Below are 16027 nucleotides of genomic sequence, written 5' to 3' on the forward strand. Positions count from 1 at the left end.
GAGGTTAAGACCACCAAATCTTTTCTGGATGAAACTCAAACGCAGGATGCATTTCGGCATTCACTAGGCCTGGCTTGTTATGCCGATATAAAGAACGCCAATATGGCTGAATGATGACGCCTTCATCTTGCATAATGGCCTCGATCTTGGCCATGATTTTGCGGCGTTCATCGGCGTCAGGGACCGACAGAGCTTGTGATAACAAACTATCAAACTCTTTATTAGCGAAACCAGCTTCGTTCCAAGCTTCACCACTGCGGTAGGCTAGTGCCAAAACCTGCACACCCAAAGGACGTTGATTCCAGTTGGTGGAGGAGAAGGGGTATTTTACCCAGTCATTCCAGAAGGTAGAACCTGGTAAAATGGTCCGCTTAACCTTAATGCCTGCTTGGCGCAATTGCGCAGCCACGGCATCTGTGGTGTTGCGTCGCCAATCATCATCGATGGAAATAAGTTCATGTTCATAATCACCCATGCCAGCTTCTTCCATCAGTGCTTTTGCTGCAGCACCATCTACCTTTTGGGCAGGCAAGGCTGCATATTCTGGATGAATTGGGCAAACGTGGTGGTTTTCTGCCGTTGTGCCAAGGCCAGAGTAGCCAAGTTCTAAACATATACTATTGTCAACAGCCATCGCTAAGGCCTGACGCACGCGTTTATCAGCATAGGGCTTAATGCCATCCACTTCAGCCTGCTGATTGGGGCGGATGACGATGGTGGATGCCGTCACTGCTGACGATTTTATCCAACCCAGGTCATCAAACATGCCGATAAATTCACCAGCAACGTCGTAGGTCATATCAAATTCATCTGCGTCAGCACCGGCTACAATAGCACCGTAGTCGGTGCCATAGTCAAGCATTTCAATACGGTCAAGGTATGCCCCTTCGCCCCACCATGAATGGGACTCATTGCGCACCAACACGGCCTTAACACCCACCTCGAGACTTTCAGGAAGGTATGGGCCAGTGCCTATGGCATTGCCTATCATATTGTCACTGTCATGGCTTGAATGGACAATAGCTGCAGGGTAGTCAGTCATGCCTGGAATAATAGAAATATCTGGAGCCAAAAGATTGAGCTGCACGGTATGGCTATCGACGACTTCAATGGCGCCTGCCCGTGCTTTGCCTGTATCGGCATCCAGTAAGGAATTCATACGACCCGCCATGGAGTTGCCTTCCACACTCTTGTCACACCAACCAATCATATTGCGAGCCACGTCATCGGCAGTGAAGGCATCGCCATTATTCCAAGTTACGCCCTTGCGCACGTTAAGTGTGAAGACAGTGGCATCGTTGTTGGATGACCAACTTTCGAGTAATTGGCCGTCCATAGTGCCATCAGTATTAATGCGCACTAGGTATTCTAACCAGCCACGGCTGAAGTTAGCTATTTGGCTCCAGTCATAGGTGCGTGGGTCTTTCATCGCACGCACTTCCGTTTGATAACGCAAGGTGCCACCCATTTTAGGCGTGCCGGCCATGGCCATTGGCGCGACTAAACCAATCATGCTGTATGCCGCAATTGCGCTGGCACCCAAGGCAGAGGCACGTACAAAAAATTCTCGACGGGAAAGCTGGCCTTGTAAATATTCATTTTTATACATGTCAACGACAGGATGCGTTGCTTTATTAAAGTCAGTGTACTTCGTCATTCTATACTCTCCAATTGTTATTTTTATGGACGGCAAGGTTTGGTTTTTGAGTTTAAGTCTGGACAAACTAAAGCTGAATGCGCTTGCCTCAAAGCCGTCTGCTTCAGTTATTCTTTAAAGCTTATGCCCTATCTAAGTCTCTATAAGACGCCTTAAGTTTTACAGATCATTTGCACTCTTGTCAAATGATCAACCTAGCTAACGTGACCTGAGGCCCCATATATAGCCTCTGTGTAACTATATACTACAAGTTCTTTAATTCCCCTTTTGGTAAAGAAGATTGGATAAAGGTTTTGCAATAAACTAAAAACTATGGAAATATTTACTTTAAGTTTAAAGTAATATCTTTTTAAACCTAACGTAAGCATATGGAATGAGGACAATAATGAAAGAAATTAAACACTTTGCTTGGGACGCTTCACATCTGAGCGAAATCGACTCTATCTGGATCAACGGTTCAGAAGATATGGAGACCATTATCGATATGGCCACCCAATCACTACACCACTTTGGATTCGCTTTTTTGCGCAACTTGTGCCTTGATGACAAGGAATCAACTGCAGCAAGGCTAACCCTGCTTGGAGAGAATCTAGGTAGTATCGTGTCACAATCGCCACGGGGCGAGCTCGTGGAAGATGTATGCGACTTTTCTGATGTAGAAGCCGAAGATAAACGTGGTTATCGGTCTGCTGGAGAACTGACACCACATTCTGACCCATCAACGCTAATTGCGCTGCATTGCCTGCAACCCGCGATGACAGGTGGGGAAAGCTATTTGGTAAATGTACGCAGCATCCACGATCATATTGCGGCCACAGATCAAACCCTTCTCGAAGAGTTGTATAAGCCGTTTCCACATTGGCGTGTGGAGGGTTCCCATGGTATTGCGCAGGCGGGCCCTTATGAAACCGAGCGACCCGTTTTTTGCGAAAACAACGGTCGCGTTAGCTGTGTATACTACCGACCATTTATAGAGCTAAGTGCCCAAACCCAGCAAATAGAGTTGAGTGAGACACAGGTCGCCGCACTCGATTTATTCGATCATTTTTCAAGGTCTGATGAATTAGCCCTGCGTACAACACTGCAAAAAGGCGAGACAATTATTGTCCACAACCGCTCGGTGCTGCACGCACGAACAGGTTATCAGGATTGGCCTAACGCTCAAGATCGCCGCCATTTACTGCGGCTATGGATTGATGCCCCAGAACGATTTCCAGTACATCCACAACACGAACTTGGCGATCTGTTTGCTTAGTTAATTCTCACTCTAGTTGCTTAACAGCAATAGCGCAATGCACTGGTAGTGCTGTCCTCTTATGTCATTACATAAGAGGAGGGTGTAGAAGAGCAAGAATTGTTTTGGCAGGATTTGGGTCAACATTGGCAAATTATCAATCAATACTTCAAACCTTATCCTGGATGCCGTTGTGCTCAGGCAAGAGATATTTTGGTAAAATCACGTTATTGAAAAGCGCAGGCTACAATGAGGTGTTTCCAGCGGAGCGTTGGGCGCATGTCTGTATCCGTATGGAAGACGGCACAGAAATGGTATCAGAGCCTCATGATGCCGCCAGAAAGCGCATCACGTGTTGGCCTATATTGAGCAATTACAAAACGGTAATTTAGCTGACTTAATGGCTTTACTCTGTGATTAATTAGCCAGCTGTATAACGGGAATCATGTGAGTTTTTACTAAAGCTGAGATTTTCAACTTTGTAAAACAGCAGCGGATAATGAGTCTCTTGTGCGCTCTTGTCTTGGCGTTATTAAAAACTTTGTGCGATAGCATTTTGCCAAATACGACGTTGAATTAAAGCCGCAGGCGGTGGCAATAGCAAAGGTAGAAAGGCTAGTTTGTTGTAACAGTAGCCGGGCTTTATTGAGCCTTAAATCTAAGTAATACTGCGCAGGCCTTAAGCCAAAGTGATGTTTAAATAGGCGTTCCATCTGCCGTAAAGAGAGGCCTGATTGACTGGCGACCTGGGTTTGCGAAATAGGATCCTCGGTGCAGCTCTGCATTAATTCGATAGCCTTAATTAGCGCTGGGTGATGAATACTTAATCTAGTTTGGGTAGCCATGCGCTGGTGCGTATGAGCATCGCGGATGCTAGGGTGAATGCATTGCTCTGCCACATCCTTTGCCAGTGGCAAGCCATGTTGCTGGGTAATGAGTTGGAGCATCATATCAAGCCCTGATAAACCGCCTGAGCAAGTCATAAAGTCAGTATCCATCTCATACAGCTCACCAGTAATATTTAGCAAGGGGAACTCTTCCTTAAAACTATCAATGTTTTCCCAGTGGATAGTGCAGGGACTTTGGTTTAGTAATTTGGCACGTGCTAGCAACAAACTACCAGTTGACGTAGAACCTAAGGTGATAGACTGGCGTGATAAGCCCCTTAACCATTTGCTGAGAGTGGGGTCATCATGGTCTTTTACTTCTATGCCGGCCACAACAATTAGGGCATCTAAACCCTCTGTGTCTGCCATATCCCGTGTGGTAGCCACCTCAATGTCGTTGCTAGCTCGAACAGGTAAGCCGTCTTGGCTATAAAATGACCACTCATACAAAATACGCTGGCTAAGCCGGTTAGCGATTCTCAATGGTTCAACGGCAGCTGACATAGAGAGCATAGAAAACTGTGGGATCAGGAAAAATCCAATCTGGGTTAGATTACTAGTGCGGTTTGGTCGCATGGAGGCTCCTTTAAGGAGCGTAGGGTATCGAGTAAAATACTGTTATGCAATTTTTAAGTCCGTTTATTGTCGATTTAGTATCTTTTTTTAATCATTTGAATGCTATCGTGTTGGCTATAAACCCGTTACTAAGAGGCTATGAATTAGGCCTCAGGTGAAATAAATGAGCCGTATTGCTGGTCGCCGCCGTAAAGTAAAGCAAGAAACAATTAATCCATTTGCTATTCCTCAGCTCGAACGACAGGAAAAGCGTAATCGTTTTGCGCCTATCGCGGCATTGGAATCAGAACAGGTTGAACTCATTCACGAAGCCTCCTTGGACATACTTGAGCAGTTGGGTATCGAAGTGATGGGTCAAGATGCATTGAATTTGTTCAAGCAGGCAGGGGCAGACGTTGATGACGTGGGTGTGGTTCGGATGGATAGAGCATTGGTATTGGAGTGCATTAGCAAGGCCCCTGCGCAATTTACTCTTACTCCACGCAACCCAAGCAATGCCTTAGAAATTGGGTCCAACGTGATTCATTTCGGCTTGACGTCGGGCCCTCCAAACGTACACGACTGCGTGAATGGTCGCCGCCTGGGTAACTTTGCAGATTATGAGCACATGATCCGCTTTGGGCAGTACTTCAACGTCATTGATTTTTTTGGTAATCAGGCTGTGGCACCCACAGATTTACCCCCTAATACTCGGCACCTAGACACCACTTTCGCCAACCTAACGCTTGCTGATAAAGTTTTTTTTGCCCAAGGCATTGGTGCAGGCCGTGTAAAAGACGCAGTAGCAATGAACGCCATTGCTAACGGCATGAGCCTAGAAGAACTGGCTTTAACCCCTGCTACTATGACTAATATCAACATTAATTCGCCACGAAAATTAGACGACAGTATGGCTTATGGTGCTATGCAAATGGCAAAGATGGGCCAGGCCGTCACGGTGACGCCGTTTACCCTCATGGGTGCTATGACCCCTACCACCATGGCGGGTGCCTTAGCGCAACAAAATGCTGAGGCGTTGTTGGGTATTGCTTTGGTGCAGTTAACTAAGGCGGGTGCCCCAGTAGTTTATGGTGGTTTTACCTCAAACGTTGATATGCGTTCTGGCGCCCCAGCTTTTGGTACGCCAGAAAATTGCCTGGCCAACATGGCGAGTGGACAAATGGCGCGGCGATATAATTTGCCGTATCGCACGAGTGCCTGTAATGCCTCTAATGCGGTGGATGGCCAGGCAGTATATGAAACCCAAATGGCTTTGTGGGGTTCTGTAATGGGGCATGGAAATTTAATCTATCATGCTGCGGGTTGGCTAGAAGGTGGGCTGGTGGCTTCGTTTGAAAAAATTGTCATGGATTGTGAAATGCTGCAGCATATGGCAGTAATGTTGCAGCCCCTAAAAATTGATCGTATCGAAATTGGTATTGAGGCGATGGACGAAGTGGGGCCTGGGGGTCATTTCTTTGGTTCCAGTCACACTATAGAACGTTATAAAAGTGCCTTTTATCAACCTTTTTTGAGTGATTGGAAAAATTACGAGAGTTGGGTTGAAGCGGGGTCTAAAAATGCGACTATGCGGGCCACAGAGATTTGGCAGAAAATTTTAGCTGAATTTGAACCGCCAAAGATTGATTTAGCTAAGCAAGAAGAGCTAGAGTCTTATGTTGCTAAGCGTAAAGAAGAGCTCGGCAGCACTGAACCCATGCTAGAACCGATTGAAATAGATTAGCATCGCCTAAATAGGCAGTTTTAGGAGTTTTTATGCCCCTCAATTCAACTACTGAAATAGATGCGAAGCAAATGCAAACTTGGCTTGAAAGTGAGTATGACACTGAGTCTGTTGCCAATTTTAAGGCTGGCCCAGGTATTCAGAAGCTGCAGCTAAAGTTTGATATCGACAAGCTGCGTCAGTGCTATTATGACCTGCAAGATCAACTTGAAGACATAGGCTCAGGTTTTCATGTCATGGCGCTCACGCGACGTCCAGGTGTAGAGCACCCTACTGCTGAAGATAACTGTGGGCGTTTTTGGACTAGAGTAGATGACAGCTATGCTGAAGTCCCTCGGGATACAATGGTCGATGAGTCAGCTTACAGCGAGTTCAATCCACTGTTTGCAAACACTTATTTAGAACAAGTGTACAAGCAGCTTATCGCTTTATTTCCCATTGGCCGTATGCGAGTGTTAGGTAAAGATCCTTACAACTGTAACTCGTGGCATCGAGATCCAGAACCGCGCTTACACATCCCCATTATTACCAATCCAGGGTCCTTATTCATTGTCAATCATCACTGCACCCATTTGCCTGCCGATGGCTCAGTTTATTTCACCGACACTCGGGGCTATCATACGGCTCTAAATGGGGGTGAAGACTCCCGAGTACATATTGTTGCAGCGCTGCCTTATGCTAGGCATCAAGTTAGCGACGCAAGCTTATTAGAAATAGAGACTTAAACTATGGCATCACACTACCCATCAGTGGCCACACGTAGCATTATTAATAACCCGATAACCATCGATCTGCGCAGTGATACTGTGACCCAGCCCGACCAGAGTATGCGCGAAGTTATGGCAGGCGCGCGCGTAGGAGATGATGTTTATGGTGATGACCCAAATGTTAACGCCCTCGAGCACGAAACTGCTGACTTATTAGGTAAACAAGCAGGCCTGTTTTTACCCAGTGGCACCATGAGCAATTTAACCAGCGTGCTAGCGCATTGTCAGCGAGGTGAGGAGGTATTAGTCGGTGATAAATACCATATTAGTTGTGATGAAGCGGCAGGTGCAGCAGTGTTGGGTAGCGTGGCCATGCATGCGCTGCAAACAGATGAGTTTGGGCGTTTTAACCTTGAACAGGTGGAAGCTGCAATAAAGCCAAACGACTACCACTGCCCAATTACCCGGTTACTGTGTTTAGAAAACACTGTGGGAGGGTGCGTTCAAGAACAAAGTCATATTGATGCGTTGGTTGATTGTGCCAAATCACATGGGCTTGCTACACACATGGATGGCGCCAGATTACTTAATGCGGCGGTCGCCCAAAACTTACCCCCAGCTCGACTCGTTGAATCTATCGATACAGTGTCTTTGTGTTTGTCTAAAGGTTTAGGGGTGCCCTTGGGTTCTGTGCTCTTAGGCCCAAGTGTAGTCATTGAAAGGGCACGCAGGCTGCGTAAAATGTTGGGCGGTGGCATGCGGCAAGCAGGGATTATTGCCGCAGCAGGCAGGTATGCCTTGCAGCACAACATAGGGCGGTTAGCGCAGGATCACCAACGCACACAAGAGCTGGCCACAGCACTTGACGGTGTGCAAGGGTTAAATTTTGATCGGGCTAGAGTACAAACTAATATGTTGTTTTTGCAATCGCCACAAATGCCAGCCTTAGCCAGTTATCTTGCCAAGCGTGGTATTGCCATCACCGCTATTGGCGAAAGTGCTCGTATTGTTTTGCACATGCAAATCGATAATGCTGCTCTGCAGCAAGTTGTTGAGGCGATACAGGGTTTTTTTGACCGCAAGTAACTTACGCCAATAGGTAGGGCAACGATAGACTAAAGGGTCACTGTTTCAACCACTGTGAGCCTTTGGCATTAAGTTAAGTCTGTTTTAATAAATAACGCCCCTATGTAAAGAGGAGCCGCGCTTAAATAGCCAACGCTTCTCTTTTGTATTCTTGCTGTGATGAGTCAAACAACAAGCAAAAGTTTGCCTATTGCTGGTATTATCATGATAATACCAGCAATAGCGTTTTTGATCTGACGTTTCTGATAACAATGATTGACTATATCTGACTATGCAAACCCTCGCTCTTATTGACGATGATTTAGAAATTCGCCAGCTACTAAGCCAATACTTAAGCCAACAAGGTTTTGAAGTGGTGGCTTTTGCTGATGGTGAAACTTTCTTAAAAGCACAGATGGTTCAGTTTGACTTAGCAGTTTTGGATATTGGTCTGCCGGGTATGGATGGACTAGATGTGTGCCGCAACTTGCGCCAGACCTCTAACTTGCCTGTCATCATGCTCACTGCAGCCAGTGATGACCTAGATCGTATTTTGGGCCTAGAGTTAGGTGCAGATGATTATATGGGTAAGCCGTTTAATCCCCGTGAATTGTTAGCCCGTATAAAGGCACTTTTGCGACGAGTGCAGGTACAGCAACCCAAGCAAGACTCAAGCGCCTCTGCTTTGCAGATAGACGTACTTAAACGCTGCGCAAGTTATGCAGGTAAAAATTTGCCATTAACGGGGGCAGAGTTTGACTTGCTCAACCTCTTATACCAGCACCAAGGTGAAGTGCTAAGTCGTGACGCGATATGCCAAGTGCTGCATGGGCGCAATGCACAGCCTTTCGACCGATCTATAGATACTAGTGTTAGTCGTTTGCGTAACAAACTCAATCAGGTCGCCGAAGACAGTATCCAGAATGTACGTGGTAAGGGTTACGTGTTGGTGCTTGCGTGAATCTTGTGACAGGCTTATGGCGCAAACTAATTCCTAATTCAGTAATGGCCCGAGTCACTATAGTGCTATTTTTAGGCATTCTAATCGCTCAAGTATTTGGTACTTGGCTATGGGTTTCCCAATTAAAAGCTACTGAACATAACCGTTTGATCGACGTCTCACAGACCATGGGCTCACGAATTGGTCAAACAGTGCAGTTTTTTAAAAAGCTGCCGGACCAATACCGCCATATCGTACTCGATCAATTACGAGATATGGGTGGCACTCGCTTTTTTGTGTCAGTAAATAAGCAACACATTGCCTTACGCACTATCCCCCAGACGGATTTTTCCCAATTGGTGCGTCAGCAACTTAGCACTAGTATTGTTGCTCAATTGGGGCAAACCCAGGGGTTAGATATTCAATTTGTTGACTTTGATGACTTAAAGATTCTTTCTGGCACTAACCTAATGGTAGATTTGCCACCCAAATGGAAACGCTTTGCCCTTATACAGCCTAGTGATGCCAGCCCAGTGGCTGTGGTGCAGCTGCCGGTGGCTAATGAGTGGATCTACTTAGCGGCAGTCATCCCCGAAGGGCACATGCTCACTGGAGTCACCTGGCTTACTAGCGAACGTATGTTGAGCATTAGTTTGGTCTCCCTTACCGTATTAGTGCTTACCTTACTGTTGGTGCGCTGGGTAGTGAGGCCTTTACGATTGTTAGCTAGGCAGGCAGAAGCTATTGGCAAAGGGCGTAATCCTCGGCATATGCGGGAACAAGGCTCTAGCGAAATGGTGGCTACTATTCGTGCCTTTAATACCATGGTTGGGCGCATTCAAAAGTTTACTGGTGACCGAGAACGGTTATTTGCTGCCATTTCCCATGACCTTAAAACGCCTCTTACTCGCGCCCGCTTGCGTGCGGAAATGATTTCAGATACTGATCAAAAACAGGCATTAATTGGTGATTTAGAAAATTTAGAGACCATGGTTAAGGGCAGTTTGCAGATGATGAAAGATGATGCCATCCATGAAAATGCGCAACGTATTGATCTGAGCCAGCTGTTACTGGGCCTTGCAGCGCAGAATCAAATATATGGCTTGCCCATTGAACTTGATATTCAACCAGGATTATTTATCGATGGCCGTAGCATGGCCCTGCAACGCTTATTTAGTAACCTAATAGACAATGCACTGGCTTATGGAAGAGCAGTAAGTATTATTGCCAGTGCCAACGCTCAAGGTACAGTGATTCGTATTTTGGACCCTGGCCCAGGGTTAAGTGACGCGGACAAGGCCCGTGTGTTTGAGCCTTATTACCGCATTGATGAGAAACCCAGTGGTGATCACGTGGGGCTTGGTTTAGGCATTGCGCGCAGTATTGCCAATCTTCATGGTGGTGAATTAGAACTCAAAGATCGCCGTGGTGGCGGTTTGATGGTTGAGGTTTATTTCCCTTTGTAACCTTTTGTCACACTTCCCCACGTTATGACACTCTGCGGTCTATACACTCCTTCTACCGGTCGTTTACTTCCGGATAACAGAACAATAAATCTAATGAGGAACTTCCATGAAGACTAAATTAACAGGTTTGGCTCTTGCGACTATGATGGCAATTGCACCTAGTGCGCAAGCAGGCGAAGTTGAAGTATTACATTGGTGGACCAGTGGTGGTGAAGCCACTAGTGTGGCTTTTTTAAAGAAGCAATTGGCTGAATCAGGTGTTGATTGGGTAGACTTTGCTGTTGCCGGTGGTGGTGGTGAAAGTGCCATGACAGTATTAAAATCCCGCGCTATTTCTGGTAACTCGCCTACAGCGGCCCAGATTAAAGGCCCATCTATTCAAGAATGGGGTGAGCTAGGTTTCTTATCTAGCATTGATGACGTTGCGAAGGCGAACAACTGGGATGAAATTTTGCCAGAAGTTGTTTCTGACGTAATGAAGTATCAAGGTGAATATGTAGCTGCACCAGTAAACGTACACCGTGTTAACTGGTTGTGGGCAAACCCAGAAGTATTCAGCAAAGCGGGCGCCACCATCCCAACTACTTGGGATGACTTTATGGTGCAAGCCCAAAAGTTAAAGGACGCAGGTTACATTGCTCTAGCTCATGGTGGCCAGGCTTGGCAGGACGCCACTGTGTTTGAAGCTGTTGTATTGGGTGTTGGCGGTGCTGACTACTATAATAAGGCTTTTGTACAGGCAGACATGGATGCGCTTAACAGTGCCACTACCAAAGAAGTATTTGAAACCTTTGGTAAATTGCGCCAGTTTGTTGATATTAACTCACCTGGACGTGACTGGAACTTAGCCACATCGATGGTAATCAATGGTGAAGCAGGTATGCAAATCATGGGTGACTGGGCGAAGGGTGAATTTAAGGTTGCTGGTAAGAACGCAGGTACAGACTATGTTTGTGTTGCGGCTCCAGGCACTTCAGGTGCATATACCTTCAACGTTGACTCATTTGCTTTCTTTAACCAAAGCGATGCTGAAAGTACTGCAGCTCAAAAAGTAATGGCTAAAGAAATTTTAAGTGAAGATTTCCAGCGTGTATTTAACCTTAACAAAGGTTCAATCCCTGCACGTTTAGGTATGGCACGTACAGAGTTTGACTCGTGTGCTCATGACTCTATGGACGCCTTTGTTGCTAGCTCTGCTTCAGGCAGCCTAGTACCAAGTTTTGCCCATGGCATGGCAGTTTCAGAAGCAATTTCTGGTGCTATTTATGACTCAGCAACACAATTCTTTAACTCTGACGACAGTGCAGACCAAGGTGTAGCTCAACTTGTAGCAGCGGTAGCTGCTGCTAAGTAAGCACAGCCCAATAGTCATTACGAGCTTAATGCCGTAGTGTATGACCTTGTCATTGCAAGGTTAGTGCAGCAATCCTAGCCTCTGGTCTATGGGTTGCTGTTACCCCTAGACCCTCGCAACGAGAGTTTGGGACGAATCTTTGCAATGGCATTTTTCTAAAATCTTATTGAGCTAACTCATGTTCGATTATCTTGAAAAACAATTACCCAAACTAATCATGGCCCCTACGGCCATTGTTATGTTGGTCTGTATGTATGGTTTTATTGGCTGGACAGCCGTGCTGTCCTTCACTAAAAGTCGCATGTTACCTCAGTGGGAGTTTGTTGGCTGGGAGCAGTACGAGCGTTTATTTGCTAACCCACGTTGGCATGTTGCACTTGATAACCTTCTTGTATTTACCCTGCTGTTTATTATTATTGCCTTACTTTTAGGCCTCATGTTGGCGATTTTATTAGATCGCAATATTCGCAATGATGGTGCTTTACGCACTATCTATCTTTATCCCATGGCGGTGTCCTTTATTGTTACAGGCACAGCATGGAAATGGATTCTCAACCCGGGTTTAGGCATTGAAAAAATGGTGCGTGACCTAGGGTTTACCGATTTTGAATTCCGTTGGTTGGTGGATCCAGATATGGCCATCTATACCATTGTAATCGCTGCTGTTTGGCAATCTAGTGGGTTTGTTATGGCCATGTTTTTGGCTGGCCTTAGGGGCGTTGATGACAGCTTAATTAAAGCTGCTCAAATGGATGGAGCATCCACATTCCGCACCTATTGGCATGTTATCTTGCCAGTCATGCGTCCCGTTTTTTTTGGTGCGGTGGTGATCTTGAGCCACATTGCCATTAAGAGCTTCGACTTAGTGCAGTCTCTCACTGGAGGTGGCCCCGGCTATTCCTCTGACTTACCCGCGACCTTTATGTATACCCATGCCTTTAGCCGCGCACAAATGGGCCTTGGTGCGGCGAGCGCCATGGTTATGTTGGCAGGGGTGATGGCCATTATAGTGCCTTACCTCTACTCTGAATTGCGAGGTAAAAAATCATGAGGGCCTCGACGACTTCTCACAAACTTTATAAAACGCTCTTTATTACGCTGTTGTTAGCAGCTGCGTTGGTTTACCTTGCGCCCTTGTACGTGATGCTTACCACCTCATTCAAGGGCATAGAAGAAATTCGCAATGGTAATATTTTGGCCTTGCCTGACTCGCTCAATACCAGTGCATGGTCTAAAGCGTGGAGCAGTGCCTGCACCGGTGGTGACTGCTATGGCCTTGCACCCTATTTCTGGAACAGTATGCGTATCGTGTTGCCTGCGGTACTTATTTCTACAGTTATTGGAGCGTTGAATGGTTATGTCTTATCACAGTGGCGGTTTAGGGGCAGTAATTTCCTCTTTGGTGCCTTACTGTTTGGTTGCTTTATTCCGTTTCAGGTTATTTTATTGCCCATGGCGATGTTGTTGGCGTGGTTAGGTTTGGCAAATACGGTAACAGGCTTGGTACTGGTGCATGTGATTTATGGGGTGGCATTTACCACCTTGTTCTTCCGTAACTACTATGTGGGCATACCCACAGAACTGGTGCGGGCAGCTAGGCTAGATGGCGCAGGTTTCTTCGCAATATTTAGGCACGTTTTTCTACCTCTTTCGTCACCCATCATCGTTGTGAGTGTCATTTGGCAATTTACTCAAATTTGGAACGACTTTTTGTTTGGGGTGGTTTATTCGGGGCCGGGCACCCAGCCCATTACTGTGGCGCTTAATAACCTAGTAAACACCACGATGGGTGGTAAAGAATATAACGTTGATATGGCTGCCGCTGTTATTGCTGCCTTACCCACCTTGGTGGTGTATTTAGTCGCTGGTAAATATTTTGTACGCGGCTTAACCGCAGGTGCCGTGAAAGGCTAATAAAAAGATTAAGACAAAGGAAGAGAAACCGATATGGGTTCCATAAAAATACAACAACTCACCAAATCATTTGGTGACACAGAAGTACTAAAGGGCATTGATCTAGACATTAAAGATGGCGAATTTTTGATCTTAGTTGGCCCCTCTGGTTGTGGCAAATCCACACTAATGAATAGCATCGCGGGTTTAGAGGATGTTAGCAGTGGCGATATTCTTATTGATGGGAATAATGTTACCGACTTAAGCCCCAAGGAACGTGACATTGCTATGGTGTTCCAATCCTATGCGCTGTATCCCACTATGAGTGTGTCGCGCAACATTAGCTTTGGCCTGGAGATGCGCAAGGTTCCCAAAGCTGAAATAGAAAAAACGGTAGCCGACGTTTCGCAGCTGTTACAAATTGAACACTTGTTAGACCGTAAGCCGAGCGCACTCTCTGGCGGACAGCGCCAGCGTGTGGCTATGGGTAGGGCTTTAGCACGCAACCCACGGGTATTTTTGTTTGACGAGCCCTTGTCTAACTTAGATGCTAAATTACGGGTGGAAATGCGCACAGAAATTAAGAAGCTGCATAAACGCTTGGGGACTACTATTGTTTATGTAACCCATGATCAAGTAGAGGCGATGACCTTAGCAGATCGCATTGCTGTGATGAAAGATGGGCAAGTGCAACAATTTGGCACTCCCTATGAAATTTACAATAATCCAGCTAATCGTTTTGTAGCTGACTTTATGGGTTCTCCACCCATGAACTTTATTGAATGTGTTGTACTGGATGATAAGTTGGTAATTGAAAGCCAAGGTGAAAAGTTCGAGCTGCACATCAAGCATGGTGAGCGGCTTAAGCAGGCTGGTGTAGAAACGGTTATTTTAGGCATTCGCCCAGAGATGATCACCGAACCTAAGCCTCATGTTGCAGGTGCACTAGTTCACAGCCTACCTATGCAAGTTGATGTGACCGAGCCTATGGGGCCAGACACCATTGCCTTTGGTCAGTGGAATGGTACTGAAATTCAAGCAAGGTTAAGCCCAGAGGCTGGGGTTGAAGCACAAGCGACAGGGCTTATAAAAGTGCAAGTTGATACGAGTAAAGCCGTATTGTTTGATGCCTTTAGTGGCGCACGGATAGACGCCTAGCTGTCCATCGTATAATTGTCAAAACTTAGGTCGCCACGCCATGCCCAAAGGGCTAGTAGATCCTCATCTCTAGTCAGAGCGGCATGGTCAATGCGGTTTAAATGTTCAAAACTTGTTCCGGGTAGCCTTGCCTTAAAGGGTTGCTCTGCTATCTGCCAAAGGGCCGTGCCACTGACAATGTGGTACAGTTCAAGGGCATCGTGCCGATGCTTTGGGTAAAAGGTATTGGCTTGCTGCCAATAAATACCGAAACGGAACTGGTCATTTCTTAACACGCCTTTGGGGCCTACCAACTCTATGTATGCGCGGTTAACGTCCTGGCTATTACAAAAGACGCCACGCTCTATCCAGGTTAAATAAGGCACAATAGCCGCCATTGAAGAGCGTAACTGTTGATCATCAATTGCGAGAATGCTCGTCTCTAACGAGAGTGCATTAGGTCGCTGATTCCAATCTGGGTTAATTTTCCCAGCAGCGAGCAATAGTGGCGCAACGTCAATACCAATGCCCGTGTTACTGGCTGCAAATCTCGCGCAGGCTAATTTAATAAACTGTTGCCAGTGCAGGTTGAGGTCTCGATTTTGCACCATAGTCAAAACGCTCCGTTGGACTTAAGTCAGTTATTGTTAGCGAATTTCAGTGCGATAGCTAAAGCTATCGGCTCGGCCCCTGGTAATTCTAAACTCAACTGGCTGATTGTTCTTGCTATAGGTAAGGCGATGCAACACCACTAAGGGGTCACCTACTTTTATGCCTAGCCGAGAGGCTGTGGCTTGGTCTGCTATTTCTGCAGTGAGGGATTCTTCTGAGCGAATAATAGGTAAGTTGAACTGATCTACAACCACAGCGTAAAGCAGATCTGGTATATGAACATCTTCTTTTTCTAGGCCCCGCACTAAGTCAGCAACCCACCAACATTTCTCTACCAATACCGCTTTTTCGTCACGAAACCCTACACGCTCTATGTAAACCATATCGGTATTGGCATCCACTTGAAGCCGTTGACAAATTTTATCACTGCCTTTACGTAGTTCCCTTACAGGGGTTTGTTTGCGAATGCGTACTGGATTTCCCGAATGCGTACCGTAGGAGAAAAAACGAAATAAGCTGTTGTTAAAATCGATCCGAGACACATAGGTGCCCTTACCCTGATGACGGTACAGCATGTTTTGATGAACTAAATTTTCAATGGCCTTTCTGACTGTGCCGATACTTACAGAAAGATGCTTTGCCAGTTGCGGTTCGGAAGGGGTTAAATCTCCAGGGGCTAATTCACCAGCTGTAATTTGTTCTTGCAGAAAATTCTCTACAACTTTATATAACGGCGTGCCGGGCACGTTTTTGATAGGCCACTGTGTCATTAACTC

Annotated in this window: 14 protein-coding genes; 10 read left to right on the forward strand and 4 right to left on the reverse strand. The window is 46.2% G+C overall.

Features of this window, described 5'->3' with window-relative positions; translation table 11 throughout:
* Positions 1-4 precede the first annotated feature (4 nt).
* A complete protein-coding gene (locus ABXT60_RS02670) occupies positions 5-1657 on the reverse strand; it encodes an ABC transporter substrate-binding protein (protein ID WP_443631230.1) in 1653 nt (550 codons plus the stop codon).
* Positions 1658-2042: 385 nt separating this feature from the next.
* Here ABXT60_RS02670 and ABXT60_RS02675 point away from each other — a divergent pair, with 385 nt between their 5' ends.
* Positions 2043-2912, forward strand: coding sequence for a TauD/TfdA family dioxygenase (locus tag ABXT60_RS02675; RefSeq protein ID WP_443631231.1), 870 nt, complete (start codon positions 2043-2045; stop codon positions 2910-2912).
* A gap of 452 nt (positions 2913-3364) precedes the next feature.
* Here the strand turns inward: ABXT60_RS02675 and ABXT60_RS02680 are convergent, their stop codons facing one another.
* On the reverse strand, positions 3365-4354 hold the full coding sequence (locus ABXT60_RS02680) for a GlxA family transcriptional regulator (protein WP_443631232.1): 990 nt from the start codon (positions 4352-4354) through the stop codon (positions 3365-3367).
* Between the two features lie 163 nt (positions 4355-4517).
* Between ABXT60_RS02680 and ABXT60_RS02685 the strand changes: the two genes are divergently transcribed.
* The 9 genes from ABXT60_RS02685 (at position 4518) to ABXT60_RS02725 (ending at position 14660) form a co-directional block, all read left to right on the forward strand.
* Positions 4518-6077: a trimethylamine methyltransferase family protein gene (locus ABXT60_RS02685; RefSeq protein WP_443631233.1), complete on the forward strand. Its 1560-nt coding sequence runs from the start codon at positions 4518-4520 to the stop codon at positions 6075-6077.
* 32 nt (positions 6078-6109) lie between these two features.
* Positions 6110-6802: a hypothetical protein gene (locus ABXT60_RS02690; RefSeq protein ID WP_443631234.1), complete on the forward strand. Its 693-nt coding sequence runs from the start codon at positions 6110-6112 to the stop codon at positions 6800-6802.
* A 3-nt stretch (positions 6803-6805) separates the two neighbouring features.
* On the forward strand, positions 6806-7870 hold the full coding sequence (gene ltaE / locus ABXT60_RS02695; RefSeq protein ID WP_443631235.1) for a low-specificity L-threonine aldolase: 1065 nt from the start codon (positions 6806-6808) through the stop codon (positions 7868-7870).
* A 271-nt stretch (positions 7871-8141) separates the two neighbouring features.
* Complete coding sequence (locus tag ABXT60_RS02700) at positions 8142-8810, forward strand: response regulator transcription factor (protein ID WP_443631236.1); 669 nt, start codon at positions 8142-8144, stop codon at positions 8808-8810.
* Complete coding sequence (locus ABXT60_RS02705; protein WP_443631237.1) at positions 8807-10255, forward strand: ATP-binding protein; 1449 nt, start codon at positions 8807-8809, stop codon at positions 10253-10255. The genes ABXT60_RS02700 and ABXT60_RS02705 overlap by 4 nt, the downstream gene beginning before the upstream one ends.
* Before the next feature lie 106 nt (positions 10256-10361).
* The gene (locus tag ABXT60_RS02710) at positions 10362-11609 is read left to right on the forward strand and encodes an ABC transporter substrate-binding protein (protein WP_443631238.1); all 1248 of its coding nucleotides are present in this window, start codon (positions 10362-10364) and stop codon (positions 11607-11609) included.
* Positions 11610-11787: 178 nt separating this feature from the next.
* Positions 11788-12660 carry a carbohydrate ABC transporter permease gene (locus ABXT60_RS02715; RefSeq protein WP_443631239.1) on the forward strand — a complete coding sequence of 291 codons (873 nt, stop codon included), beginning with the start codon at positions 11788-11790 and terminating at the stop codon, positions 12658-12660.
* Positions 12657-13523, forward strand: a complete 867-nt coding sequence (locus tag ABXT60_RS02720; RefSeq protein WP_443631240.1) for a carbohydrate ABC transporter permease — start codon at positions 12657-12659, stop codon at positions 13521-13523. Before ABXT60_RS02715 ends, ABXT60_RS02720 begins: the two co-directional genes overlap by 4 nt.
* Positions 13524-13556: 33 nt before the next feature.
* Complete coding sequence (locus tag ABXT60_RS02725) at positions 13557-14660, forward strand: ABC transporter ATP-binding protein (protein ID WP_443631241.1); 1104 nt, start codon at positions 13557-13559, stop codon at positions 14658-14660.
* Here ABXT60_RS02725 and ABXT60_RS02730 read toward each other — a convergent pair.
* Positions 14657-15250 (reverse strand): dimethylsulfonioproprionate lyase family protein, encoded by a 594-nt coding sequence (locus ABXT60_RS02730; RefSeq protein ID WP_443631242.1) that lies wholly within the window; start codon positions 15248-15250, stop codon positions 14657-14659. The genes ABXT60_RS02725 and ABXT60_RS02730 overlap by 4 nt on opposite strands.
* Before the next feature lie 36 nt (positions 15251-15286).
* Complete coding sequence (locus tag ABXT60_RS02735) at positions 15287-16021, reverse strand: GntR family transcriptional regulator (protein WP_443631243.1); 735 nt, start codon at positions 16019-16021, stop codon at positions 15287-15289.
* Positions 16022-16027: the final 6 nt, after the last annotated feature.

It is taken from the genome of Candidatus Njordibacter sp. Uisw_056 (assembly GCF_047730085.1).
Classification (GTDB): Bacteria; Pseudomonadota; Gammaproteobacteria; order Pseudomonadales; family Balneatricaceae; genus Njordibacter.